25 protein-coding genes are annotated in these 23,033 nt (G+C 58.6%); 17 read left to right on the plus strand and 8 right to left on the minus strand.

The genetic code is table 11. The annotated features are described in order from the left end of the window. Positions 1-29: 29 nt before the first annotated feature. The 9 genes from nifB to XI08_RS08720 all read left to right on the plus strand — a co-directional run bounded on the left by nifB (position 30) and on the right by XI08_RS08720 (position 7,404). Complete coding sequence (nifB, locus tag XI08_RS08675) at positions 30-1,589, plus strand: nitrogenase cofactor biosynthesis protein NifB (protein ID WP_271574112.1); 1,560 nt, start codon at positions 30-32, stop codon at positions 1,587-1,589. 10 nt (positions 1,590-1,599) lie between these two features. Next, positions 1,600-1,824 carry a 4Fe-4S binding protein gene (locus XI08_RS08680; protein ID WP_271566389.1) on the plus strand — a complete coding sequence of 75 codons (225 nt, stop codon included), beginning with the start codon at positions 1,600-1,602 and terminating at the stop codon, positions 1,822-1,824. 356 nt (positions 1,825-2,180) lie between these two features. Beyond that, a complete protein-coding gene (locus XI08_RS08685) occupies positions 2,181-2,495 on the plus strand; it encodes a nitrogen fixation protein NifZ (RefSeq protein WP_097669310.1) in 315 nt (104 codons plus the stop codon). Beyond that, the gene (locus tag XI08_RS08690; protein WP_271566388.1) at positions 2,492-2,731 is read left to right on the plus strand and encodes a nitrogen fixation protein NifZ; all 240 of its coding nucleotides are present in this window, start codon (positions 2,492-2,494) and stop codon (positions 2,729-2,731) included. Before XI08_RS08685 ends, XI08_RS08690 begins: the two co-directional genes overlap by 4 nt. A 15-nt stretch (positions 2,732-2,746) precedes the next feature. Beyond that, on the plus strand, positions 2,747-3,106 hold the full coding sequence (locus XI08_RS08695; protein WP_097669278.1) for a DUF3024 domain-containing protein: 360 nt from the start codon (positions 2,747-2,749) through the stop codon (positions 3,104-3,106). 34 nt (positions 3,107-3,140) lie between these two features. Beyond that, positions 3,141-3,410, plus strand: coding sequence for a hypothetical protein (locus XI08_RS08700; RefSeq protein WP_271554231.1), 270 nt, complete (start codon positions 3,141-3,143; stop codon positions 3,408-3,410). A gap of 41 nt (positions 3,411-3,451) precedes the next feature. Further along, positions 3,452-4,606, plus strand: a complete 1,155-nt coding sequence (locus XI08_RS08705) for a DegT/DnrJ/EryC1/StrS family aminotransferase (protein WP_271574136.1) — start codon at positions 3,452-3,454, stop codon at positions 4,604-4,606. Between the two features lie 609 nt (positions 4,607-5,215). Further along, positions 5,216-5,665 carry a Rieske (2Fe-2S) protein gene (locus tag XI08_RS08715; protein WP_271574137.1) on the plus strand — a complete coding sequence of 150 codons (450 nt, stop codon included), beginning with the start codon at positions 5,216-5,218 and terminating at the stop codon, positions 5,663-5,665. 1,391 nt (positions 5,666-7,056) lie between these two features. After that, the gene (locus XI08_RS08720; protein ID WP_271574113.1) at positions 7,057-7,404 is read left to right on the plus strand and encodes a (2Fe-2S) ferredoxin domain-containing protein; all 348 of its coding nucleotides are present in this window, start codon (positions 7,057-7,059) and stop codon (positions 7,402-7,404) included. Between the two features lie 431 nt (positions 7,405-7,835). Here the strand turns inward: XI08_RS08720 and XI08_RS08725 are convergent, their stop codons facing one another. From XI08_RS08725 to XI08_RS08735, 3 genes are all read right to left on the minus strand, one after another. Next, positions 7,836-8,579, minus strand: coding sequence for an OmpW/AlkL family protein (locus tag XI08_RS08725; RefSeq protein WP_271566385.1), 744 nt, complete (start codon positions 8,577-8,579; stop codon positions 7,836-7,838). A 466-nt stretch (positions 8,580-9,045) separates the two neighbouring features. Then, positions 9,046-9,342, minus strand: a complete 297-nt coding sequence (locus tag XI08_RS08730) for a hypothetical protein (RefSeq protein ID WP_333927150.1) — start codon at positions 9,340-9,342, stop codon at positions 9,046-9,048. 74 nt (positions 9,343-9,416) lie between these two features. Next, a complete protein-coding gene (locus XI08_RS08735; protein ID WP_271574114.1) occupies positions 9,417-9,626 on the minus strand; it encodes a hypothetical protein in 210 nt (69 codons plus the stop codon). 398 nt (positions 9,627-10,024) lie between these two features. On the opposite strand from XI08_RS08735, the gene nifH reads away from it, so the two are divergent. From nifH to XI08_RS08770, 7 genes are all read left to right on the plus strand, one after another. After that, positions 10,025-10,909: a nitrogenase iron protein gene (gene nifH / locus XI08_RS08740; RefSeq protein ID WP_097669307.1), complete on the plus strand. Its 885-nt coding sequence runs from the start codon at positions 10,025-10,027 to the stop codon at positions 10,907-10,909. A 148-nt stretch (positions 10,910-11,057) separates the two neighbouring features. Continuing rightward, positions 11,058-11,849 carry a nitrogen fixation protein NifQ gene (locus tag XI08_RS08745; RefSeq protein WP_271554240.1) on the plus strand — a complete coding sequence of 264 codons (792 nt, stop codon included), beginning with the start codon at positions 11,058-11,060 and terminating at the stop codon, positions 11,847-11,849. A 298-nt stretch (positions 11,850-12,147) separates the two neighbouring features. Next, positions 12,148-13,296: a homocitrate synthase/isopropylmalate synthase family protein gene (locus tag XI08_RS08750; protein ID WP_271574138.1), complete on the plus strand. Its 1,149-nt coding sequence runs from the start codon at positions 12,148-12,150 to the stop codon at positions 13,294-13,296. Positions 13,297-13,486: 190 nt separating this feature from the next. Then, positions 13,487-13,828, plus strand: coding sequence for a nitrogenase stabilizing/protective protein NifW (gene nifW, locus XI08_RS08755; RefSeq protein WP_097669272.1), 342 nt, complete (start codon positions 13,487-13,489; stop codon positions 13,826-13,828). Positions 13,829-14,813: 985 nt separating this feature from the next. Next, positions 14,814-15,923, plus strand: a complete 1,110-nt coding sequence (locus XI08_RS08760) for an electron transfer flavoprotein subunit alpha/FixB family protein (protein ID WP_271574115.1) — start codon at positions 14,814-14,816, stop codon at positions 15,921-15,923. 11 nt (positions 15,924-15,934) lie between these two features. Then, the gene (locus XI08_RS08765) at positions 15,935-17,242 is read left to right on the plus strand and encodes an FAD-dependent oxidoreductase (RefSeq protein ID WP_271574116.1); all 1,308 of its coding nucleotides are present in this window, start codon (positions 15,935-15,937) and stop codon (positions 17,240-17,242) included. A gap of 38 nt (positions 17,243-17,280) precedes the next feature. Continuing rightward, a complete protein-coding gene (locus tag XI08_RS08770) occupies positions 17,281-17,577 on the plus strand; it encodes a ferredoxin family protein (protein ID WP_161533252.1) in 297 nt (98 codons plus the stop codon). A gap of 207 nt (positions 17,578-17,784) precedes the next feature. On the opposite strand, the gene XI08_RS08775 is transcribed toward XI08_RS08770, so the two are convergent. Then, complete coding sequence (locus XI08_RS08775; RefSeq protein ID WP_271566383.1) at positions 17,785-18,333, minus strand: carboxymuconolactone decarboxylase family protein; 549 nt, start codon at positions 18,331-18,333, stop codon at positions 17,785-17,787. 6 nt (positions 18,334-18,339) lie between these two features. Continuing rightward, positions 18,340-18,894 (minus strand): peroxiredoxin, encoded by a 555-nt coding sequence (locus XI08_RS08780; RefSeq protein WP_271574117.1) that lies wholly within the window; start codon positions 18,892-18,894, stop codon positions 18,340-18,342. A 936-nt stretch (positions 18,895-19,830) separates the two neighbouring features. Between XI08_RS08780 and XI08_RS08785 the strand changes: the two genes are divergently transcribed. Beyond that, a complete protein-coding gene (locus XI08_RS08785; protein WP_271574118.1) occupies positions 19,831-20,349 on the plus strand; it encodes a hypothetical protein in 519 nt (172 codons plus the stop codon). On the opposite strand, the gene XI08_RS08790 is transcribed toward XI08_RS08785, so the two are convergent. The 3 genes from XI08_RS08790 to XI08_RS08800 form a co-directional block, all read right to left on the minus strand. Beyond that, positions 20,246-20,830: a DUF2478 domain-containing protein gene (locus tag XI08_RS08790; protein ID WP_333927153.1), complete on the minus strand. Its 585-nt coding sequence runs from the start codon at positions 20,828-20,830 to the stop codon at positions 20,246-20,248. The two genes, XI08_RS08785 and XI08_RS08790, sit on opposite strands and share 104 nt — an antisense overlap. A gap of 123 nt (positions 20,831-20,953) precedes the next feature. After that, positions 20,954-22,078 carry a molybdenum ABC transporter ATP-binding protein gene (gene modC, locus XI08_RS08795; RefSeq protein WP_271574119.1) on the minus strand — a complete coding sequence of 375 codons (1,125 nt, stop codon included), beginning with the start codon at positions 22,076-22,078 and terminating at the stop codon, positions 20,954-20,956. A 34-nt stretch (positions 22,079-22,112) separates the two neighbouring features. Next, positions 22,113-22,601 (minus strand): hypothetical protein, encoded by a 489-nt coding sequence (locus XI08_RS08800; RefSeq protein ID WP_143279336.1) that lies wholly within the window; start codon positions 22,599-22,601, stop codon positions 22,113-22,115. Positions 22,602-23,033 lie beyond the last annotated feature (432 nt).

Raw genomic sequence — 23,033 nt, forward strand, 5'->3', positions numbered from 1 at the left:
GGCCGATGATGCCTGCAGGGAAAATGAAAATGAACGCGGTCGTCGGACGCGGAAAATATGTCAAAGCTGCAGTGGATAACGGCAAGATGATGCAGCCCGCCGCCGAGCATAAGGGCTGTTGCGCTTCGGCCACGACCGGGCAGGCGAGCTGCGGCTCGCGGGCCGGCCAAGCCGATCTGCCGACCGAAATCTGGGAAAAGGTCAAGAACCATCCCTGTTACAGCGAAGAAGCGCATCATCATTACGCCCGCATGCATGTCGCGGTCGCGCCAGCCTGCAACATCCAGTGCAATTACTGCAACCGAAAATACGACTGCGCCAATGAATCGCGTCCGGGTGTGGTGAGCAAGAAGCTTACCCCTGAGCAGGCGGCAAGAAAAGTGCTCGCGGTCGCGACCACCATTCCGCAGATGACGGTGCTTGGCATCGCTGGTCCCGGCGATCCCTTGGCCAATCCAGCAAAGACGTTCAAAACGTTCGAGCTGGTCGCCAAGGTGGCTCCCGACATCAAGCTATGTCTGTCAACCAATGGACTGGCTCTGCCGGACTATATTGATACCATCGCCAGGTCCAAAATTGAGCACGTCACCATCACCATCAACATGGTCGATCCCGAAATCGGCGCCAAGATCTATCCGTGGATCTTCTTCAACCACAAGCGCTACACCGGCATCGACGCGGCAAGGATACTCACCGATCGCCAGCTGCAAGGCCTCGAGATGCTTAGCGAACGAGGTATCCTGTGCAAGGTCAACTCGGTGATGATCCCAAACATCAACGACGACCACCTGGTCGAGGTCAACAAGGCGGTGAAGTCGCGCGGTGCCTTCCTTCACAATATCATGCCGCTGATCTCCGCGCCCGAGCACGGCACAGTATTTGGCCTCAACGGTCAGCGCGGACCGACGGCGCAGGAATTGAAGACGCTGCAAGATGCTTGTGAAGGGGAGATAAACATGATGCGGCATTGCCGCCAGTGCCGCGCCGATGCGGTCGGTCTACTCGGGGAGGATCGCAGCGCAGAGTTCACCACCGATCAGGTCATGAAAATGGACGTCCAATATGACTTAGAGATGCGCAAGGCTTATCAGGACAGGGTAGAGGATGAGCGTGCCGCCAAAGTCGCGGCCGGCCAAAAGGAGCTTGCGGAATTGGCCGGAGAGATGAGCGCGATCACTCTTCTGGTGGCCGTCGCAACCAAGGGCTCGGGGTTGATCAACGAACACTTTGGGCATGCAAAGGAATTTCAGGTGTACGAACTTTCTACAACCGGCGCCAAATTCGTCGGCCACCGGCGCGTGGACGTTTACTGCCAGGGCGGTTATGGCGAGGAGGACAGGCTTTCCGCCATCATGCGTGGCATCCATGACTGCCATGCGGTCTTCGTGGCCAAGATCGGCGGCTGCCCGAAAAGCAATCTGATCAAGGCGGGGATCGAGCCGGTCGATCGATTCGCCCATGAGTTCATTGAAAAGTCGGCGATCGCCTGGTTCAGATCCTATCTGGACAAGGTGAAACGCGGGGAGATCCAGCACGCGCCGCGCGGCGACGCCGCGATCCGGCAAGGCGCTCTGATCTCTGCGGCGTAAGGGGGAATATGTGCCATTCAAGATCATCGCCTCGCAGTGTACGAGCTGCTCAGCCTGCGAACCCTTATGCCCGAACGTTGCCATCTCGGAGAAGGGGGGGAACTTTGTGATTGAAGCGGCGAAATGCACCGAATGTGTTGGCTATTTCGACGAGCCGCAATGTGTCGCCGCCTGCCCGCTCGACAATACCTGCGTGGTTGATACGTCCTTACCTCGCTACCAAGCGCCAGCCTAAAGCGTGAGCCCCTATGAACGGCATGCCAAGAGCTGGTGCTGAAAACGTCGCACGCTTCGTGCTGCGCGTCGGGGGCGTCGCAGGCGCCCACGTTCGGTCCCCTTCACGGACGGCGACTGCTCTGGATTGCCCTGCGATAGTGCTGTTGCTGGTCGGCAGCACGGCCCTGGGGCATTTCATTCCGGGCGGAGGTCCAAAGGCGCTTCTCGATGGCGAGAGCGGCCTCCCAGGCAGCGCTGCGATCGTCGATATGACTGACGATGCCGCACGAGCGCGAAGTGATGCAGGATCTCGCCTGCGGTGGCCAGGCGGCGTCCCTGCGTCTCTACGAGGAAGGGATGGATGAGGAGCGGTACATGAACAGCATTGTTCGCGACAGCGACGTCGTCGAGCTCAGCGACCCGCCTGTCTTCAGTTTTGGCCAAAAGCTGCGAGCCAATCGCACCATCCGCAATGATGGCACCTATCGCGGCAAGGAGATTGGCGACGTCTTAGTCAAGAAGGGAGAGGTGGGTTACGTCGTCTCGATCGGCACGTTCCTGCAGCAATTCTACATCTACGGCGTCGAATTTCTGGAAAGCGGTTACCGCGTTGGCATGAAGCGCAAGGAACTAGAGCCGGTGGACGCCTGCGAGGAGATCGATGATCTGCCATTGCCGGAGGAGTCATGACTGAGCCCGGCTTTCCGAAGTATCGGCGGGGCCAGCGGGTCAAAACCGCAGTCGACCTCATCAACGACCACTCATTTCCCAATACGGAGCCCGAGGGAGTCTTGCTCGCCGCCGGAGCGACTGGCGAGATCATCAACGTCGCTATCCATACCGAAGCGAACGTGCCGATCTATATTGTCGATTTTGGTGAGCAGCTGCTCATCGGCTGTCTTGAAGAAGAAATCACAGTGCTTTGAAGGGAGGCTTTCGCTATGAATGCCGCGCTAATGAGGAAGGTAAACGCCGGGCTGGTGCCTCACCCCAACGAGCTCGATCGCAAACGGATCGAGCGCGGCTTGAGCTCGCGCAAGCGTTATCTCTACGTCTCGCCGAACGTGACGCAGGTGAGGGGCGGCTACCTCGTCGAGAGCCCCTGTTGCTCGCACAACATCGACAAGGATGGCGCTCTCATCGATGTCGCGCTGATTCTTTATGATCCCGTGAGCGGGATCTGGAAGCTGTTTTGCAAGAATCACGCGCGAGGAATCTGGGAGTTTTACAGCCTTTACCATCGCTTGACTTCTGCAATCGACGACTTGAACGCGGATCCGGAGCGTTTGTTCTGGCAATGACGAACCACCTTCGACGAGTCATAGAGGAGCCACGATGGCGCTCACCGAGGAGGAATTGATCGAAATCGAGCGGCTGCTTGCAGCCGATGGCACCGAGATGGGTCCGTTTGTCGAGCTGCGGCGCCGCTTTCCGCAGCTTGCTTGGGTGCGCTGTGATGCGTCGGATGTAGCGGATCAGCCGTTCCGGCAGTTTCCTCGTTTCGACCTTCATCTCCTCGATGGATCGGATCACTGCGTGCAGATTACGGCCGATCCGATGCGAGCCACCGGCATCGTACTGGCCAAAAGGAATGTTGGGCGGTGAGCACTGAACTAGAAGAGTATCGGCTTGATGGCGCGCACACTGTGGAGAGAAATGAATTTTTCGTTCCACTGTCCGATTCTGATATCACCTTCGCCGAGCTCTCTGCTGTGGAAACGCTGCTGTGTTCGCCGCAAATCTCCAACGGGCAGATCACTGAGGCGCTTGAGCACGCTTTCGCAGCCTATCTTGGCCGCAAATATGCTGTTGCGGTCTCGAGTGGTACCATCGGGCTCCTGCTTGCGCTGAAGGCGCTTGGCATCGGCCCGGGGCAGGAAGTTATCGCCTCGCCCTACTCCTTTCGTGAGACCGCGCATGCAATCAGTCTCGCAGGCGCACGAGCGGTATTTGCCGATATCGACTATTGGTCCGGAGCATTGATCCCAGCGAAGGCCGAAGAGCGCATCACGGCCAACACGCGGGCGATTGTCGCCGGCAATCCCAGCGGTCATCCCGCGCCATGGTCGGAACTGCGCGCGGTCACGCAGCGCCATCAGCTGCTGCTTTTGGAGGATTCCACCGAGGCGATCGGATCGAGCTACAAGGCTGAGCTCGTCGGCCGGTTTGGCGACCTCGCGGTGTTCGACTTTGCCCAGCCGGCGGCCCTAACCTGTGGCGAAGGCGCAGTGGTGGTGACCGATGATATCGACATCGCGGTCGGCTTGCGTCGCCATCGCGTCCATCGTCTGGACAAGCGCTCCTCCGTTGTTGTCGGGAGCACGGCACCTTACCAGGCCGGCATGAGCGATCTCGCGGCTGCCTTGGGCCTGGCGCAGCTGAAGCGTCTCGATGAAATCCTGGAGCGGCGTCGGTTGGTCGAGCAGCTTTACAACGTACATATGCAATCATTTGAGGGCATCAAGCCGCCTTATGTTGGCCTCCATGTGACCGAGGTGAGCTGGTTGCTTTATCTCGTTCATCTGGGGACACGCTCCACGCGATCGGGGCGCGCCGCCATTATCGATGATCTACGCGACGCACAGGTTGAATCCGCCGCCTATAGCCAACCGCTGCATTCGCAACGGCACTACTTTGACTTCGGCTATCGGCGTGGCGATTTCCTGGTTACGGAAAAAATAGCCGATCGCGCTCTGGCGCTTCCGTTTCACACCCATCTCGCGAACAAGCAGATCGAGTTTATCGTCGAGACCATGAAAGATGCGTCGATCAACGTGGGTGCAGGTGCAGCGATCTACTGAGATGATCGTCATCCACCACACGGAAGCACGAGGATTGAATGGCGATGATCGTAGTTTTTGTCATCGGGAGAGATGGGCAAGGGGATCGAGGATACGTCGTTTGTGGCAGCGTTGTCGGGCGCAGCTCGTGATCCACACAAATGCGGGAGCGCGCCGGATGCCGCTCGAGAAATGTACTCGTCTGGGAAGGCCGCAAGAGAAATGCTCCAAGCGAACGCGAAGAAGACCTGCTCGATAGTAGCAAAGGCGCCGCGTCCAAGGCGCGGCTTGAGCCCCACGCGCCAAGGTGCCAGAAACCAAGCCCATCACAGTCGACAGTCTCGGTTTCCGCTCGGAATCGTCAAAGTTACCAAAACAGGGGATCGGTATGAACTCGCAACAAGTCATAATCCACGTCCGTTTCGGTCCGAACGGGAGGGTGATCCAAATCAGCGAGCGTCCGGCGAAGCTCACGCCGAACCAATGGTTTGATGTCCTAAACGCCCGTGCCAGCTCGGCTTATCGGCCGCTCGCTCGTGGCCGTGGGATTTTTCGGCTGAGCCGGACTGCGATCGATGCTTTCAAGCAGGAAACTGCGGGGCCGGGATGAGCGAACGGATAATCCGCAACCTGATGAGCGATCAGATCGAGGTTTTCGCCGTCTGTCCGGCCGATGCCATCGAGCGGAGTGGCGCCATGGGCTTTAGCCTGTCGCAGATCGATGATAGTGGCGAGAGCCGGCCGTTTCCAATTATTGTGGTGCGCACCTTCGGCAACGACTATTTTAGTTACGTCAACTGTTGTCCGCATGAGAGCGTCTGGCTCAACATCGGCTCCGGTGCGTTTTTCTCGGCGGACCGCGCCTTTCTCAGATGCGGCCGCCACGGTGCAAGATTCGAGATCGACACTGGGATGTGCATCGATGGCCCCTGCGATGGACAATCGCTTGAGCCGGTAGCGCTCGCCGTGATCGAAGGTGACGTCTGCCTATGCGGCGTCAAGCTGCTGGAGGACGATCGGTTCGCCGTCCCGTTCGGGGGCAGCGACGAAACCATGGATATCACGATCCATCCGGACTAACGAGCCTATCGCTTTGCTGTTGCTCAAGCTGCCTGGGGCGCTTTGCCGTCGGATGAGGCCGTCGTACTCGTGAGCGTTAGCGCGGATGCGTGTCACGGCTTTTGACTTGTGAGACAAAACAGGCAGCCCGCCGGATTGCGGCCTTGCACCCTGCGACCTCCGCCGCACCAAGAAGCTGCTCTTGCGCTAGCTCGCCAAAATCGAGCCGGCTGGCAGGAGATGCTTCCTGCTGCCGGCGGTATGTTCGAGCGGGAAATGCCCCCGGCGGCTGGAAGTTCGCCGAGGGCATCGTCTGGGGGGACCCAGACTGACAGGACCGTTTAGGCAGGAGGAATGACGATCCTGTGTCAGAAGTCTTTGGCGGCCGGCGCAGCTGGCGTTATTGCCTGCGTTGCAACTGCAATGCCAAACCTCAGCTCGTGCGACGTCCTTAGCGAATGGCGCCACCATCGTCAGCTAGGGACCAGTTAGGAGCAGATGCATTAATGAGCACGTGCTCGTTGTTCCGCATTTGCCGCTGCAAGCGCGTCTTGACATGTATCGTCCGAAGCGTGGGCCCAATCTGGGACCGCTGGGTTGCCGGTTTGCCGTTGCTGCCAATCGGGATTGCGGCCGGCTTGGTCTGCAGCCCCAAAAGGTGGCTCGGCGATCATCCCTGCCTCGTTGGGGCCTTCGCGACAGCCGCTGTCTATTGAGGCAAACGATAGATCGGCAGCAGCGGAACGCAGCGTCCAGCTTCAGGGCGAAAAAGATGCTGTGGGCTCGCGCCGGACGGTGCGGCTAGCCGACCACGCCATGGCAGAACGGAGCGCTCGATCCACCGCGCGATCGTCGAGGATCAAGGCTCCTCGATAGGCGGCACGAAGATCATGAAGATCGCTGCTCATTCCAAGATATGATAGCGCAAGAGCTGGGAAAAATAACCGAGAGTCTCGCTCATTCTGCGTACAAGCTGCCGAAGGTTGAAGCGGGAGGTCAAACGCTATGCGAGGTTTGTCGTGTCCGAAACAGAAGCGAACGACATTGTCGCAACCTCGGCAATAATTGTGAGTCGCGCCAGGCAGAGCAAGGGATCATTGCAGAAACGAACGTTACGCGTCTGGTGTGCAACTTGCTTTTGAGAAGTTGGATGGTGAGCAAGTGATGCGTATCGCGATGATGAAGGTTGGAATTGATCAAGGAGGCTGCTTCGGACGCGAAGATATCTATCGCTGATCTTCAGCGACCACAGTAACTATGGCGCCCGCTCATTTCGCCTGCGTTCGCAAGCGCGAGTGGGAATCAGTAGCATTAATTGGTCGATGCGGCATTCAATCATAATAGATTGTGGGGGCGATGTGATCACACCTTGTCTCCTTTCAGATGAAGCCGATTGATCACAGGGTAGGCGCATGAACTCAGAAACCGAATTCGAACTTCCTCAACTTTATAGGCATCATGTCTTTGCTTGCCACACGCAGCGTCCGCCAACTCATCCGCACGGCAGTTGTGGCGCCTCCGGCGCGCAAGCCCTGTGGGATCGAATGGGCAAGGCGATCGAAGCGCAAGGCCTCAACGATGTTGGCTTCACGATGGCAGGCTGCCTTGGCTTTTGTAGCTGTGGTCCCTTGATGGTCGTCTATCCCGACGGAGTCTGGTATCGCGCGACCACGCCTGAGGACGTTGACGAAATCGTAAACTCCCACCTCAAGCAGGGCAAACGTGTCGACCGCCTTGTGATGGTGCTAAAGCGAAGCTAGAGGCTTCGCTTAGCGGCCATTTGCCCGGGCTAGTAAGCATGGACGGCTTGTCCATCCATGAGCTGGCCGCTCGGAGCTCGGATCGCCTGAGGTTGAGCGGGGGCGTCACGCTCCCGGTCTGCCTTGGCGCGGCGTGCCGCCTTTGTTCTCCGGCCCAATAAGCAAATGGCGCCTTTGCAATGCGCGACGAAAGAAGAATATGATCATATGCTGGGTCGATCTGTTTGTGTACCGTCACTCCATGCCGCGCGATCCGTAGCTCACAGCGAGAGCAATGCTGCGAATGGCTCCCCGCGTCTCGCGAGATGACGCGTCGTTGGCGCGTCATCTCACTCCCCGCTTGCACTGCGGTGAGGTTAGGGGACGCGCTCGATAAGCTCGCCGCGTCCGGGTTGATCAAACGGATTCCGCTTTCTGGTCCTGTTCTAGCGTCAGAATTTGTAAGTGACGCCGCCGCTGAGGAGCCATGGGTCGATATTGGCGCGCCCGGTGACGGCAATCGCATTGTTTACGGTCGCGGAGTACTCCGGCCGCAGCCACAGCTTCTTCACGTCAAAGTTGAGGCCCCAGTGACGATCAAGCATGTAATCGAAGCCGAATTGGACCGCCGCGCCGAATTGGTTGCTGATGCGCAAATCCGTTACGGCAAGACCGCCGAGCGACGTATTGGCTGCCGATTGGTTGAAGAATGCGGTGTAGTTGACGCCCGCGCCGATATAGGGCTTGAGCGGGCCGAAATCGGTGAAGTGATATTGCAGGGTCAGTGTTGGCGGCAACAGCCAGGCTTTGCCGATATCGAGCCCAGTGAGCGCGCCATTGCCGCTGATGTGATGGCTGGTCACGCCGAGAATGAGTTCGGCGGCAACGTTTTTTGTGAAGAAATAGGTGATGTCGAGCTCGGGTATGGCTTGCTCGCTGATCGAAAGCCCAGAACTTGGTGAGGACAGCAGGGGCGCCCCGGCAACGTTGACCGAGCTGCCTGCGGTATCCGGCAAAACGCCGAGCACGCGCAGGCGAATCATCCATGGATTGAAAGGTTCGATCGGAGGCGCTTTGTAGTAGACCGGCGCCGGACCCAGATCCGCGGCCAGTACCGAGATGCTGGCCAACGAGGTCGCGAGCGCGAGGAGCGATGCCGTCGTCAGAACTGTCCTTGTTCTCATCTTATTCTCCATTCCAAATTCCGCGCGAAGAGCCGCGCGAGATCTCTGTCACACAGCGGGAATGGCGAAGGATTTGATACCGATCAAAATGGGAGCGGCCATAGCGCAATTATGCCGCTAAGTTGCATAAGGATCACGGCCGGGAAGCGTCGTGGTCTGTTCTGATCGTTATTCAATTCAAGAATCCGTCTAAGCCGAATCTCTTCAAAAAACTGCCTCTCGGCTTAGTACTCTGAACCAATCCGGGCCACGGAGGTTATGCGTGATAAAGGCGGCAACTGCGGCGGCCTCTCACACACTGCATAGGCGAGAAGTGCGGCAGTCGAGCGCAATATGGGCGATGCCGCCTTGCGGAGCAGCCACTCGCTCGGGTCGTCTCAGCGAAGGTCCTGTCGACTACTACCCGTGAAGGAAGCCGGAAGTGGGAAACGTCATTCTTTGCTTCGTCTGATGGTTTGGGGGGCGCTCCGCTGTTTCCTCACCTCTGCGGACAACGCGTGCGGTTTGCTTCGTGCAAGCATTCCTCGACATCATTTTGCGTCTTGCCAACAAGCAGTGACAGCACGGGCTCATGATCGAGTCCGGCACATCGTGCCCCGTCTACGTCGATCAGCGGTCGTCGTATCAGGAGCGGATCGCCTACCATCAATGCGAGTGCGATTGCCGCGTCGATAGTATCGGGATTGACTTCGCCTGACTTGATACGGGGCGCGGCTCGGTTGAACCAGGATTCGACGGGCATATTGCCGAAGAAGAACGCGCAATTCCTCCGCATCCCATGGCTCCTTCAAGATGTCTTCGGCGATCATGTCGTGGCTGGCGGACTTCAGCGCTTGAATCTGACGCGCGTTAGTGGGGCAGCCGGGCTTCTGCTAAAAGATCATTGTCGTCACGACATACCCATGTAGACGCGCTGAGCTGAACGATTCGCGCGGCGCTGCTGCTTCCGGGAGCCCATTCGAATTTATTGCCGATCATCTCCAATGTCAGCGCACCAAGCGCCGTACCGTATGTGCAACACTCGCCGCTGGTCCGCCAGGTTTCGAGCCCGACCGACATATTCACTCTCCTCAAATCGCCCGGCTTGCGAGAAGAGCGGCAAGTTCCGTTCCACACCTGAAGGCATCGGAACAGGTCCCGCCAAATCGGCATTTCGCGTTGATGGTTGTGGTCGTTGTTAGTTTTCTGACAGCCGCGCAGATCCAAAACAGCCAGGATCACTCACCGGCTGGTTGGTTTTTAGAAACGTAATCAGAAGCTTAAGGAGCGCGGTCAGCGTTGGCACGGCGGTTGCTAATAAGCGGCAGCAACACTGAGTGAGGGCTGAGTGCACGCCGACGCGTAAGGCGAGCGATGCGCTCCTTCCCTTGATCCCGTGTGCCCCCGTTTCTGAGAGAGAAACAAGCTCGCGCGCAAGAAGCGCGCAACTTTTGGCAAATCGGTTGATGGAGAGCAAAATGTCTTCACTGAGACAAATCGCGTTCTACGGGAAGGGCGGCATCGGCAAGTCGACCACTTCGCAGAACACGCTGGCGGCGCTGGCCGAGATGGGTCAGAAAATCCTGATTGTAGGGTGCGATCCGAAAGCTGACTCGACCCGCCTGATTCTGCACGCCAAGGCGCAAGACACGATTTTGAGCCTTGCAGCGAACGCCGGCAGCGTGGAGGACCTCGAGCTCGAGGACGTTATGAAGGTCGGCTACAAGGACATTCGCTGCGTGGAGTCCGGTGGTCCTGAGCCGGGTGTCGGCTGCGCCGGACGCGGCGTCATCACCTCGATCAATTTCCTGGAGGAGAACGGCGCCTACGAGAACATCGACTATGTCTCATACGACGTGCTCGGCGACGTCGTTTGCGGTGGCTTTGCGATGCCAATCCGCGAGAACAAGGCGCAGGAAATTTATATCGTGATGTCCGGTGAAATGATGGCGATGTATGCCGCAAACAACATTTCCAAGGGCATCCTGAAATACGCGAACTCTGGCGGCGTGCGGCTGGGCGGTCTGATCTGCAACGAGCGGCAGACCGACAAGGAGCTGGAACTGGCGGAAGCGTTGGCCAAGAAGCTAGGCACTCAGCTGATCTACTTCGTGCCGCGCGACAACGTGGTGCAGCATGCCGAGTTACGCCGCATGACGGTGCTCGAATATGCACCCGAGTCCAAGCAGGCCGATCACTATCGCAATCTTGCGACCAAGGTTCACAATAATGGCGGCAAAGGCATCATCCCGACCCCGATCTCCATGGACGAGCTCGAGGACATGCTGATGGAGCATGGCATTATGAAGCCCGTGGACGAATCCATCATCGGCAAGACCGCCGCCGAACTCGCGGCCTCGTAAAGGTCGCGAGTCGCGGCCTCGTGAAGGCGCGCGACGGATGCCGGTCTCCCTCACCGCCCATCCCGGGAGGCCGGCATTCTGACGATCGACCCTGACCAAAACCAGGTGCGGCGGAGCAAACCTGACCACTGTGGAAACCCGCAAAATTATGTCCGAAGCGCACTTCCTTCCGTTCATCGCTGCTTGTGCCGTTGATTCCAACGGCCAGATGCACAGGGGAATTGCAACCTACCGCCTGCTCACCGGTGTGCCTCCTGCAGATGCCGATATTGCCATTGACAGCAATCTCGATCGCCATGTCCTGGCGTCTATCCTGGCGGCTGCCACAATGGATGGTGGCTCCCTTCCCGAGAAGGCCGGCCTGTCCGGCCTTGAACTGGCGGCCTTGCTGGAGCAGTACTTTCCCTCGCTTGAGATCAAGCTCGTGGAGCAGCTCTCGGCTTTCAAGTGCGAAGAGGACGACGAGATCGCAATGCTGCGTGATCTCTTGCTCAAGCAACGCTCGACGGAAGGGGATATCGGCCGCTGGCTGGCTGCGATGATCGCGCGCCGCGCCATTGGGCCAGATCATCTGTGGGAAGCTCTCGGCTTGCGCAATCGTGGCGAACTCTCTCGGCTGCTGAGCCGCCATTTCGCGCCGCTCGCCGCGCGCAATGTCAACAATATGCGCTGGAAGCGCTTCTTCTACCGCATGCTTTGCGAGAATGAAGGCCTCGTGATGTGCACAACACCCGTGTGCAAGCAATGTGACGACTTCAACCTCTGCTTCGGCGAAGAAAGCGGTGAGAGCCGGATGGCCGAGCGCCGGCGCGATGTTCTGCCGCAGGCGGCTCGGCCGGTCCTTGCCGGCGTCTGGCCATCTGAACTGCCACAAGGGTCCGCGATCGCACCGTCATCCGAGAAAGCCTCGCCGGATTTGGTAAGCCGCACAGGAGGTTGAGGGCGCGGCTGACGCCGTTTCGATGCGAGCGAGTGACCATGTGTCCAAGGCGGCGGCGGTCCCCAGTGCTCCGCGACAATTCTCACATCCTGGCGCGCCGCAATTACATTAACGTTCGAACTCGGCGTAGCAACAGGCAAGGCGTCCGGTTCATGAGCGTGTCGGATTTGCGACAATCCATTTGCGGAAGGACGCCGAGGACGGAAGCGTTAGCTTCGTCGACGACTTCCTCGGACGACGGGCTGGCATGCTGGTTGCTGAAGCGTAGGTAGATCAAACTATGAGGAGCTCTCGCGTGATTGCCGCCAGCACCGCCGCCAAATCGTCTTGGTCCGACCAGGTGTGCGCCAAGCCAACCGTGCTCAACGACACGACATTACGCGACGGCGAGCAGGCACCTGGCGTTGCGTTCACCACAGAGGAAAAGCTGGCGATCGCGCAGGCTCTGGCGCGGGCCGGAATCACGGAGATCGAGGCGGGAACGCCGGCGATGGGCAACGAGGAGATCGCCGCCGTCCGCGCCATTGTCGAAGCAAATCTTCCGCTGACCACCATAGGCTGGTGCCGGATGCGGGAATCGGATGTCGACGCGGCGATCGAAGCAAAGGTGTCCATGATCAATATGTCGATCCCGACCTCCGATGTCCAGATCGTGGCCAACCTAGGTGGTCATCGTGACCTGGCGCTGGAACGGGTGGAGCGAGTGGTAAGCTGTGCCTGTGAGCGCGGACTTAAGGTCGCCGTCGGTGGTGAGGACTCATCCCGCGTCGACATCGAGTTTCTCATCAGACTGATGGCAACTGCAAAAGCCGTGTGCGCATGTCGCTTTCGTGTTGCAGATACGCTTAGCGTGCTCGATCCCGACGCAACCTACGCGCTGGTCAGGAATTTGCGTGCGACCACCGATCTCGAACTCGAATGTCACGGTCACGATGATCTCGGACGCGCAACCGCCAACACGCTCTCCACCATCAAGGCTGGCGCGAGCCACGCCTCAGTGACCGTCATCGGGCTTGGCGAGCGGGCCGGAAATGCACCGCTCGAGGAAATCACGGTCGCACTCAAGCAGCTCTACGGGCGCGAGACCGGCATCATACTTCCGCAGCTCGAGAACGTTGCCGCGGTGGTAGCAGCCGCGGCCGCACGTGCGATTCCTATGAACAAGGCGATCGTCGGAGAGCATGTATTTACGCACGAGTCCGGCATTCATGTCGTTGGCCTTCTGAAGGATCAACGCAGCTGTCAATTGCTTGATCCCGTTTTGCTTGGCCGCTGCAACCGCTTTGTGATCGGCAAGCATTCCGGACTTGCGGCGATCACCGCGTTACTCGATGAACTGCAGCTCGTCGCCAGCGCCGACTGCCAATCGGCGCCTTCTCGCGCGGCTGATTTCCAGTCCGGCGACCGTCCTGACGAGCGTCAACCTCGATCGTGGTGTGGCCATTGATCCCGGATCTTCATCGGGACTGACGTCGTCACCGGCGGACCCGCCGATCCGGGCAGCGAAGTTGAGGGCACCGCTTTTTGGAGTCAGGCTTTGGCGATGCGCACCAGCTCTGCGAGGCAGGACGGCAGCAGTCAACAGGCGCCACCCCATCTCATTGACCGTCCAGAGCTAATCCGAAGGAGAATTTTCGATGACCAACTCATGCCCGGCAGCCGGTATCCTGGATCGGCTCAGCAAGGCCTCGTCGGCAGAGGATTTTTTTTCGCTGCTTGGCGTCGATTACGACCCTAAAATCGTGAATGTCGCGCGCCTTCACATCTTAAAGCGGATGGGACAATATTTTGCCAAAGAGCAATTTGCTGGTGCCGCGGAGCCGGAAATCAGGGCTCGGTGCAAGGCGATGCTGGAGCAGGCCTATGCCGATTTCGTGGCATCGTCACCGATCGACCAGCGAGTGTTCAAGGTTTTGAAGGATGCCGTCGCAGACCCTAAGAAGGCCGCGGCTTTTGTCCCGTTGAGCGAGCTGAAGTGATCGCGCGCTCCACTGCAAGCAAGGTGTGCCCGACGGGGCGCCCCGGCAACCCGATGTGGGGCCTTCGTCTTTATCCGGGTCCACTCTGTGCAGCCATGACCCGAGCGGCGCCTGTCGTATTCCCGACCCATGTCTGGACTGATCGTGTCCACGGTATCAGCGGCCATTTCAAGTGTCTCCCAAACCATTACTTTCGACTGACTTTCAATGGTTTTTGCAACTGGTACGACACTTGCTGTTGTCCTGCCGATCCGTTCATCGCTGCCGACAGATGGTAGTCGTCCGAGATGAGATTGAAGGAATACCCATGATGCTGCTTTTACTGCCTGCCGAGCGCTGCGGGATCATCTCGTGGCCTACGATCGCGCCAGGTCCGTTCGAAATGGTCTTTGACGCGGTCGAAGTTCCGTATCGACGGTGAGATGCTGGTCAATGGATAAGTCGCCCGTTCGCGCTACATCTGGAGAGGGTATGCACAGCGTCGTCCGCATCAAATCCGTCCGCGATTCCGCTCAGATTTGTATCCATCTCATGGCGGATAGGAACACGCGTCAGCAAGAGGGCCAACGTCGGCCCATACGGGTTGTCGGCGCTGGAGGCTCGGCATGGATTGCGTGACAGGTGCGTTGCCGGGATCGCCCTCGTCGTCACCGTCAATGTGGAGCCGCTGGGCCGAAATTGAGGCGCAGGTATTGCGCAGCGAACGGACTCGCCAACTCAGGCATGGAAGCGACCGGTTCACCGCGGCGCCCTGGCCGCCGCGGTGGCGCTCGTCGAACCCGGCGCGGAAGGCTTCAGTGTGGAAGACCTCTCCAAGTCCGGCCGGACCGGTACGTCTATCGCGACGACGCGTTGTGCGGCCGGTCGGACCAAGCAGACGGGGCAGAGCAGCCGGCCACTGCTGACCAAAGGTGATCTTCAGTTAACGAAGCTAAAAAGCGAACCTGTGGCGCGGGCGCGCCTATCTTTGAGGGGAATTTAGAGTATGGGCAATGTCACCAGAACGGCCATGCCGGCGGCGGCCGGCCGCGCAGCAGCCAAAAAAGAACTGCCGGAGCACTTTAAGGCGTACAAGCACGTCTGGGTCTTTGTCGAGCTGGAGCGCGGCCGGGTGCATCCGGTTTCCTGGGAGCTCATGGGTGCGGGGCGCAGGCTTGCCGACAGGCTAAAGGTGAATCTTGCCGCTGTCGTTATCGGTCCGGAGGGGCCGCAGACACGTAACGCCGCGCTTGAAGCCTTTTGCTATGGCGCCGATCTGGCCTATCTCGTGAGCGACAATGTTTTGTCGGATTACCGCAACGAATCCTATACCAAAGCGCTAACCGACCTCGTCAACACCTACAAGCCCGAGATCCTGCTGTTGGGGGCGACGACGCTCGGTCGCGATCTCGCAGGTTCCGTGGCGACGACCCTGTCGACGGGGCTCACTGCCGACTGCACCGCGCTGGACGTCGACGCCGATGGTTCGCTTGCGGCGACGCGTCCGACCTTTGGCGGCACGCTGCTCTGCACGATCTATACCTTGAATTATCGTCCGCAGATGGCAACCGTCCGCCCGCGGGTCATGCCGATGCCTGAGCGCGTCGTACGCGATGCCGCTCGTATCATCGTCCATCCGCTCGGCCTTGTCGAAGACGATATTGTCACAAAAGTTTTGTCGTTCCTACCCGACCGCGATGCAGAAACGTCCAATCTGGCCTATGCCGATGTCGTGGTTGCGGGCGGCCTGGGACTGGGATCGCCTGAGAACTTTCGGTTGGTGCGCGAGCTCGCAACTCTGCTTGGCGCTGAATATGGTTGCTCGCGTCCTCTGGTGCAAAAAGGGTGGGTTACGTCTGACCGGCAAATCGGCCAGACGGGCAAAACCATCCGGCCAAAGCTCTATATTGCCGCCGGCATTTCCGGGGCGATCCAACACCGGGTTGGCGTGGAGGGCGCGGATCTGATCGTCGCCGTCAATACTGACAAGAACGCTCCGATCTTCGACTTCGCCCATCTCGCGATCGTCAGTGACGCCATGCAATTGCTACCGGCGCTGACGACCGCATTTCGCGCCCGGCTTTTGCCGAATTCGCGCGCCCGGATCGCGGTCTAGAGGAGGTGATGATGATTGAAGAGAGATTCGATGCGATCGTGGTCGGAGCCGGTATGGCCGGCAACGCGGCGGCATTGACCATGGCCAAACGCGGCATGAAGGTGCTGCAGCTCGAGCGGGGCGAATATCCCGGATCGAAGAATGTGCAGGGCGCCATCCTCTATGCCGACATGATGGAAAAGCTGATCCCCGAGTTTCGAGAGGAGGCGCCGCTTGAACGTCACTTGATCGAGCAGCGGTTCTGGATGATGGACGATCGCTCCCATGTCGGCATGCATTACCGCTCGGACGACTTCAACGAGGAACGGCCGAACCGCTACACGATTATACGCGCGCAGTTTGACAAATGGTTCTCTTCCAAGGTGCGGGAGGCTGGCGCGACCGTGCTGTGCGAGACGACAGTCACCGAGCTCGCACGGGACGACCGTGAAAGGATCGTCGGTGTTCGTACAGATCGCCGAGACGGAGAAATACATGCCGACGTCGTCGTGCTGGCCGAAGGGGTCAATGGCCTGCTCGGGACGCGCGCGGGCCTGCGCGCGCGCCCGACACCCGATAACGTTGCGCTCGCGGTGAAGGAAATGCACTTCTTGTCTCGCGAGACTATCGAGGCGCGCTTCAATCTCAAGGGCGATGAAGGCGTCGTGATCGAGGCGGCCGGTACCATTTCCCGCGGCATGACCGGAATGGGTTTCATCTACGCCAATAAAGAGTGCATTTCGCTCGGCATCGGTTGTCTCGTCGCCGACTTCCAGCGCACGGGCCAGACGCCCTACGGCCTGCTAGACCAATTCAAGAGACATCCCTCCCTGGCGCCGCTGATAGCGGGGTCCGAAGTTAAGGAATATTCGGCGCATCTCATTCCTGAAGGCGGTTACAAGTCGATCCCGCAGCTTTATGGGGAAGGCTGGGTCGTAGTGGGCGATGCGGCGCAACTCAACAATGCCATTCATCGTGAGGGCTCCAATCTCGCGATGACTTCCGGCCGCATCGCCGCCGAAGCGATAGGTCTGGTGAAATCGCGCGGCGAGCCGATGAGTGCAACAAATCTGTCGATCTACAAGAAGATGCTGGACGATTCCTTCGTCATCAAAGATCTAAAGAAGTACAAGGATTTTCCGCCCCTGATGCATACCCACTCACAAAACTTCTTTCTCACCTATCCGCAGCTCATCTCCAAGGCGATGCAAAACTTTGTGCGCGTCGATGGTACGCCTAAGGCTGAGAAGGAGAAGGCGACCCTGAAATCCTTTGTGAAGGCGCGGTCATGGACAGGTCTGTTAGGCGATGCTTGTCGTTTTGCCCGAGCCTGGCGCTGACCGCAACAGTGTGAATTCCAACAATGGAAGGCCAAAGCATGAATGTCGAACCCCCAGTGCGCGTCGAAGACAAGCTGTATTACAACCGCTATGTTGTCGACGTCGGTCACCCTCACGTCAAGGTCCGTGCGCACACGAGGCCATCTCCGCAGCTACTTGCACTTTTGAAAGCCTGCCCCGCGCGATGCTACGAGCTCAACGACGACGGCCAGGTCGAGGTAACAGTTGACGGCTGCATCGAGTGCGGTACCTGCCGCGTGATCGCCGAGCCCACCGGCGACATTCAATGGAGCCATCCGCGCGGCGGATATGGAGTGCTGTTCAAGTTTGGGTGATGGTGGAACGAAGGGCCGTGGTGCGACCGACGTTAGGCGACAGGATCTTACCGTATCTGTGGCGCATTCCTCGTCACTTGCTCGGCGCCTGGAATACTTCATGGGGACGCTGCGCAAGACATGACTTGCGGATGTCACGCTCGTTCGGGAGCCGCGAAGGACTGGTTGCGGCGCCACAACCCCGTCGATCGGATGACAGAGGAAGGATCAGTCCGTCGCCTGAGAGGGGTTGGGCCCAGCGGCCTCGATTGCGATCGCCACTGACTGCATGATCGCGGCAAAGCGCACGGCGGTCTGGATCGCTTCGGAACTGACGCCCGCCGCTCGGAGCGTCTTCTCATGGGCATCGATGCAGGCACCGCAGCCGTTTATAGCGGAGACCGCAAGCGACCACAGCTCGAAATCGGACTTGTCCACGCCGGGATTGGCGATCACGTTCATACGCAGCCGTGGCGGAATCATCTTGTATTCCGGGCTGGAAACGAGGTGAGCGAAGCGGTAGTAGACGTTGTTCATTGCCATCACGCAGGCTGCGGCTTTCGCTGCGGAGATCGCCACAGATGTCATCACGGCGGACGCAGCCGATTCCATCGCGGCAATCAGGGCTGCATTGCGGGTGGCAATCGCGCTCGCCAGCAGCAGCCCGTATTTTCGTTGCGGCGAGAGCGTCTCATCGGCCACCAAGGAGGTCAGGTTAAGCCTGACATCCTTCGCGAAATCGGGAATCCTGTGGCTCAATTGTTCGATCGACGACATGCTGCCTCAAGCAAACTTCAGGGTTTCGCCGCCGATTTCGCGGTTGCAGGGACAGAGCTCGTCGGTTTGAAGCGCGTCCAGAACGCGCAGCGTGTCCTTGGGACTGCGCCCGACATTGAGATTGGTCGCATAGACGTGCTGGATCGTGTTTTCGGGGTCAACAATAAAGGTGTAACGATAGGCAACCCCTTCGGGTGAACGCACGCCAAGGCCATCGACGAGCGTTCCCTTTGTGTCGGCAAACTGCCAGATTGGTAGATTGTGCAGGTCGACATGTGAGCGCCGCCAGGCGAGCTTGCAGAACTCGTTGTCAGTCGAACCACCCAGTACAACCGCGTCGCGGTCGGCGAATTCCTTGGAAAGCCGGGCAAACTCAGCGATCTCTGTCGGGCAGACGAAGGTAAAATCCTTGGGATAGAAGAAGATGATCTTCCACTTTTCTGGAAAGCTCGTTTCGGTCAGCGTCTCGAATGCACTCTGTCCTTCTTCTTCCTGCGCTTGAAAGCCGGGCTTCACGCCTGTGATTTCGAATGGCGGCAACCGACTGCCAATTCCGAGCATGCTGTCCTCACAATTTTCATTTTGTAGATCGCGACCTCACTGGTGAAGCAAACGATATGCCATCCGTTCTCAGGATTGGAATTGTCGCAACGAAACCAGCCCAGCGGCTTGGGTACAGGCATGCTCGCGCGCTAGGGGCCTCGATCGACACTAAGTTGAGGGTCGTCTGGAGCACATACAAAACCTTATGAGAACACTCGACCTTTGCGCGACCGCCCGAGGTGTTCGGCTGCAAGCGTCTGGTCAAAGCCCGTTCTGCGTCCCTCAGAGCAAAATGTTTCATCGAGACATCGATGTGTCAAATGAGTCACGGCTCTCGGCCTGCCGGGCTTTAACGGGAGTACTGAACCTCACGAAGCCGCGTGGTTTTGCGAAATCTGGCGCAAACGAGAGCGGATGTATCTCTGCGACGATCAGATTGAGCTGAGTAGGCCCCAAATCGTCGCCGCTGCCAAATACGGTGTTTAGTGATCATGGGGGACGGCGTCTCGCGCATTGAGGCGCTTGAAGTGGCGGTAGATCACAAAGCTGCGAGGATTTGCCGCATCCTGAAACGCGTATGAAAGCTAACCAGGCTCGCCGCGGCGGCGATGGGGGCTTGAAGCTTACGTAGCGTCAGGTTGTACAGCCTGGATCATACATGCGGCGATCGCTCTGAAGCTTCATGATCACAAGGAGATACCTCAACGTCTCAAGATCTTGGGTGCATTGGAGCACGTGGCTGTGCAGGCGCGACCCGGTTTGTAGCGGATGTGCCCGGTCGCACGAAAATATCCAGCGTGCCGACGTTGGTGGATCGATGCGGATGCCTCCTCGATTGAATGTGCGGAACGACTCGTTCAGTAGCACGCGCTACAGTGTCGATGTTTCGCGCCCTCATTTTGGCTAGTCTGCAAATGATTACCGCTCCGACTTACGGGCAGGCCATTCAGCAGCATGCGCTACGCAGCGCCGTCGGAAGCACAACCTACGGCCCGGACGAAAGACAACAAGCTCCGCGGTCTGTTCTCCCGGGTCAAATCAGGACTAAGCAAAGTCTTTGGAGGAAGCCACCGTGAAAAGTGGTCCGGCGGCCCGGAATCGGATGAGGTCTATTCGGAGCTTCGCATCGACTTTGCAAAGCGCAGTCGCCCTTCCGAGGCAGACCTGGAGCTGATTGAAGAGTTCAAGACGGCACTGGCTGGCGCGAGCCGCAAGTCCGAGACCATTGAGGACTACGTGACGGCTCTTCGGATGTTCAGCGAGTTCCTCCGGCCGAAAGGCGTCACTCTGAAAGACCTGCCTTGCAATGTTGATTTGCTGACAGCCTATAAAGATGAATTTATGAAGGTGGCAAGCGCCAATAGCAGGACTATGTGGGTGGAGCATTGGAAACACTCCACGTGCTCGACAGTCTCACTGTCGTTATTAAGCGGTCCGGTATCGTCGTCCCCAAATAACCGCAGCTGGGGCTGAAGGCCCCGCTGCGCGCCACGCGCGTTGAGATATCGCACCACCACTGCTCCAAGAATTGACGATCACAAGGCAGCAGCGTGCCAACGCCCGCGGTGAAGGTTCGCCAGTCGGCAAGGCAGTTGTTTGGAACGGCTGTCAGGACTGGTACGCCTCGGGTGATCGCGTCAACTAATTCGAGGCGCAGGCCGCGGCCAGCTGCCTCTTGTTTGGCGAATTTGCTGATCACGAGGAGATCGGTCTTGTTGCGAAGTGCCTGGGAAACGACAACTGCGGCCTCAGCAAGCCCATTTGTATCGAGATTACAGGACATAGCTCCGCTGCCGAGTGGCTGGGAAATCGAGATCTCTTGTCCCGTCGCAACGTCGATTGCGAGCATGACGTGGGTGCCATTTGCGCGCCTCGAGTGTCGTTGCATAATGCCGCCGATGCGTACGCCTTGCTGCACGATATCCTGAGCGAAATCGGCCAGTAGCCTATCGATATCGTCTTATGGACGGTAGAGAATTGCCCCCACACTATTCTGATCTCTCTCATCCAGATTATCGATCACGGCCGGGATCCTGTTGATGTGCTTCTCGTATCGGGGCATAGCTGTCGAACGTTCTCATGCGGATGTGGCAGGCGTTGCAAGCAACCGCTCGGCAGTCGCGAGCGGAAGGGCGCGCGCGACCTCCGCGAATACGTCCGCTCCAATGCTGAGCCGTAGCGCATCAAAGGAGCGGCGCGTGATGCGCGCCAAAAGCAGCACGCCAGAACGGCCAGTTTCAAGAGCCAGAACCAAGGTGACCTCAGCCTCGTCGAACGGCAGAGAGGCTTTGATGCGTGCCGGAAATACATTGAGGATAGAGCTTGCCCGCGCGGGCTGGCAGGCAATGCTGACGTCGCCGGCTGCGATGCGCAGCCGCACCTGCACGCCAGGTCTAAGCGGCGCTCCAGGTATCAGAAGGCGCGCAGCCTTGAGGCGGAGAATGATCAGCCCGTAGCGTCCGTCATAGCCGCCGACCACTGTATCAAGACAGACTGCCGCTTCGCCGCGCCTGGCAAGCGCCGGATCGCTCTGAACGAGATTGAGCGGCCCTGCCGCAGTCACGACGCCGTCTTTCATCATAACGAGATGATCGGCAAAACGCTCGATATCAGCGATGTCATGGCTGATGTAGATCATCGGCAATGGTAGCTTTTCCCGCATGCGCTCGAGAAATGGCAGGATCTCGCATTTAGCGGAGCGGTCGCGCACAATGAGTGGATCGTCCAGCAAAAGTAGCCGAGGCTGGCCTAACAGCGCGCTGCCAAGGGCAAGTCGCTGTCGCTCGGCCCCGGAAAGATGTGATGGCGAACGCTCGAGCAGTGGCGCCAAGGCGAGCAATTCGACCACACCATCAAAATCGATCAGTGTCGGTTTCGATTTTGACGCGTTGTATAGAAGGCTACGCCGTACAGACAGATGAGAAAAAAGAACTGGTAGCTGGAATACATATGCGACGCGACGCAAATGAGACGGTCGAAACGTGGTCTCATCCTGCCAAATCTCTCCATCGATCGCACAGAATCCGTTTGGCAGACGCTGCACGCCAGCGATGCAGCGCGCGAGTGTCGTCTTGCCGCACCCGGGCGGACCAAAAATCGCTGTGACGCCTTTGGCTGGTAGGCTGAATTGCGCATCTAGCGGAATGCTTGCGAGAGAGCCGTTGAAGGCAACCTCAATATAGCCCGGTTTTGCTTCTCTCATGAACCTGCGCCTGTGCTGTATCTTCCCATCCAAGTCACGAGCACAATCGCTGCAATGGAGATGATGGCCATGTCTCCGACAATTCAGTCCGTTCCGCTCCAGCACGGCGTCTCTGCTCGCGTGAGGGCATAGGGTGGGACGGCGAACTGCAGATCGGTGTTAAGACCGGAGGCTTGTTGAGCATCTTCGCGCCGCGAGGATCGTGGCAATCAAACGCTGCCCGGTGCGCCTGCCAATGAGACGCAAAGCGCCTTTTCAGCAGCGCGAGGTTCTCAGCCTGCTTGGCCGGGCCGAGGGGTTCTGCTGAATGTTCAAATGGCGTGGCTTGAGAGGTGTTGCGGTAAAGATGTCGGCTCACACCAGAGCTGAATACTGGCTCGGGGCCGGAAATCCGCATCAAGGATCCCGCAGCTTTGGAAGCCGATTTGAAGTTTGCGCTTGTCGCCATAGTCATGGCCTCTGCATTCTCGGGTGCGAGCAGCATCAAAGCCAGATCGATCAGGATAAATCGGATAAGCCTCATTGAAACTCCGGCTCCGCCGCGACAGCTTCCTTCGCGGCAACTGGTTGATCCTTCCGCAGCAATCCGCGTGCCGTTTCAAGGAATATCTGTGCGGCTAATGGCAAGCAGAGGCTTTGTATCGGTCTCCACCAGCGCGTATTGCGTTGCGGCTAGGGGACGCGCCCGACGACTAGGCGCGTCCCAAGTTACCGGCGTCGTAAATCGCCGCATCTCATTGTAGGGATTTGGACGCTCGCGTCACCTACAGCACATGCATGAGCTGCGAGATGGAATCCGAGGATGATACCATCGCCTTTCGCCTTGGAGATTGTGCTTTGGCGAATATGCGGCCGTAAAACTCGTCAATGATGCACAAGTCCATGCCATCCAATGCTCCAGCATGGACCGCGGCATCGCCCGATTTCGTTGCGGCAGGCTATCTTTCTCGCTAGT

The organism is Bradyrhizobium sp. CCBAU 11361 (genome assembly GCF_028128935.1).
GTDB classification, from domain to species: Bacteria; Pseudomonadota; Alphaproteobacteria; order Rhizobiales; family Xanthobacteraceae; genus Bradyrhizobium; species Bradyrhizobium niftali.

What these genes read in the sequence shown, in the direction of transcription:
- nifB (WP_271574112.1), top strand. Translation starts at nt 30, where the DNA reads ATGAACGCGGTCGTCGGACGCGGAAAATATGTCAAAGCTGCAGTGGAT.
- XI08_RS08685 (WP_097669310.1), top strand. Translation starts at nt 2,181, where the DNA reads ATGAACAGCATTGTTCGCGACAGCGACGTCGTCGAGCTCAGCGACCCG.
- XI08_RS08690 (WP_271566388.1), top strand. Translation starts at nt 2,492, where the DNA reads ATGACTGAGCCCGGCTTTCCGAAGTATCGGCGGGGCCAGCGGGTCAAA.
- XI08_RS08695 (WP_097669278.1), top strand. Translation starts at nt 2,747, where the DNA reads ATGAATGCCGCGCTAATGAGGAAGGTAAACGCCGGGCTGGTGCCTCAC.
- XI08_RS08700 (WP_271554231.1), top strand. Translation starts at nt 3,141, where the DNA reads ATGGCGCTCACCGAGGAGGAATTGATCGAAATCGAGCGGCTGCTTGCA.
- XI08_RS08720 (WP_271574113.1), top strand. Translation starts at nt 7,057, where the DNA reads ATGAACTCAGAAACCGAATTCGAACTTCCTCAACTTTATAGGCATCAT.
- XI08_RS08725 (WP_271566385.1), bottom strand. Translation starts at nt 8,579, where the DNA reads ATGGAGAATAAGATGAGAACAAGGACAGTTCTGACGACGGCATCGCTC.
- XI08_RS08730 (WP_333927150.1), bottom strand. Translation starts at nt 9,342, where the DNA reads ATGCGGAGGAATTGCGCGTTCTTCTTCGGCAATATGCCCGTCGAATCC.
- XI08_RS08735 (WP_271574114.1), bottom strand. Translation starts at nt 9,626, where the DNA reads ATGTCGGTCGGGCTCGAAACCTGGCGGACCAGCGGCGAGTGTTGCACA.
- nifH (WP_097669307.1), top strand. Translation starts at nt 10,025, where the DNA reads ATGTCTTCACTGAGACAAATCGCGTTCTACGGGAAGGGCGGCATCGGC.
- XI08_RS08745 (WP_271554240.1), top strand. Translation starts at nt 11,058, where the DNA reads ATGTCCGAAGCGCACTTCCTTCCGTTCATCGCTGCTTGTGCCGTTGAT.
- nifW (WP_097669272.1), top strand. Translation starts at nt 13,487, where the DNA reads ATGACCAACTCATGCCCGGCAGCCGGTATCCTGGATCGGCTCAGCAAG.
- XI08_RS08760 (WP_271574115.1), top strand. Translation starts at nt 14,814, where the DNA reads ATGGGCAATGTCACCAGAACGGCCATGCCGGCGGCGGCCGGCCGCGCA.
- XI08_RS08765 (WP_271574116.1), top strand. Translation starts at nt 15,935, where the DNA reads ATGATTGAAGAGAGATTCGATGCGATCGTGGTCGGAGCCGGTATGGCC.
- XI08_RS08770 (WP_161533252.1), top strand. Translation starts at nt 17,281, where the DNA reads ATGAATGTCGAACCCCCAGTGCGCGTCGAAGACAAGCTGTATTACAAC.
- XI08_RS08775 (WP_271566383.1), bottom strand. Translation starts at nt 18,333, where the DNA reads ATGTCGTCGATCGAACAATTGAGCCACAGGATTCCCGATTTCGCGAAG.
- XI08_RS08780 (WP_271574117.1), bottom strand. Translation starts at nt 18,894, where the DNA reads ATGCTCGGAATTGGCAGTCGGTTGCCGCCATTCGAAATCACAGGCGTG.
- XI08_RS08785 (WP_271574118.1), top strand. Translation starts at nt 19,831, where the DNA reads ATGCGCTACGCAGCGCCGTCGGAAGCACAACCTACGGCCCGGACGAAA.
- modC (WP_271574119.1), bottom strand. Translation starts at nt 22,078, where the DNA reads ATGAGAGAAGCAAAACCGGGCTATATTGAGGTTGCCTTCAACGGCTCT.
- XI08_RS08800 (WP_143279336.1), bottom strand. Translation starts at nt 22,601, where the DNA reads ATGAGGCTTATCCGATTTATCCTGATCGATCTGGCTTTGATGCTGCTC.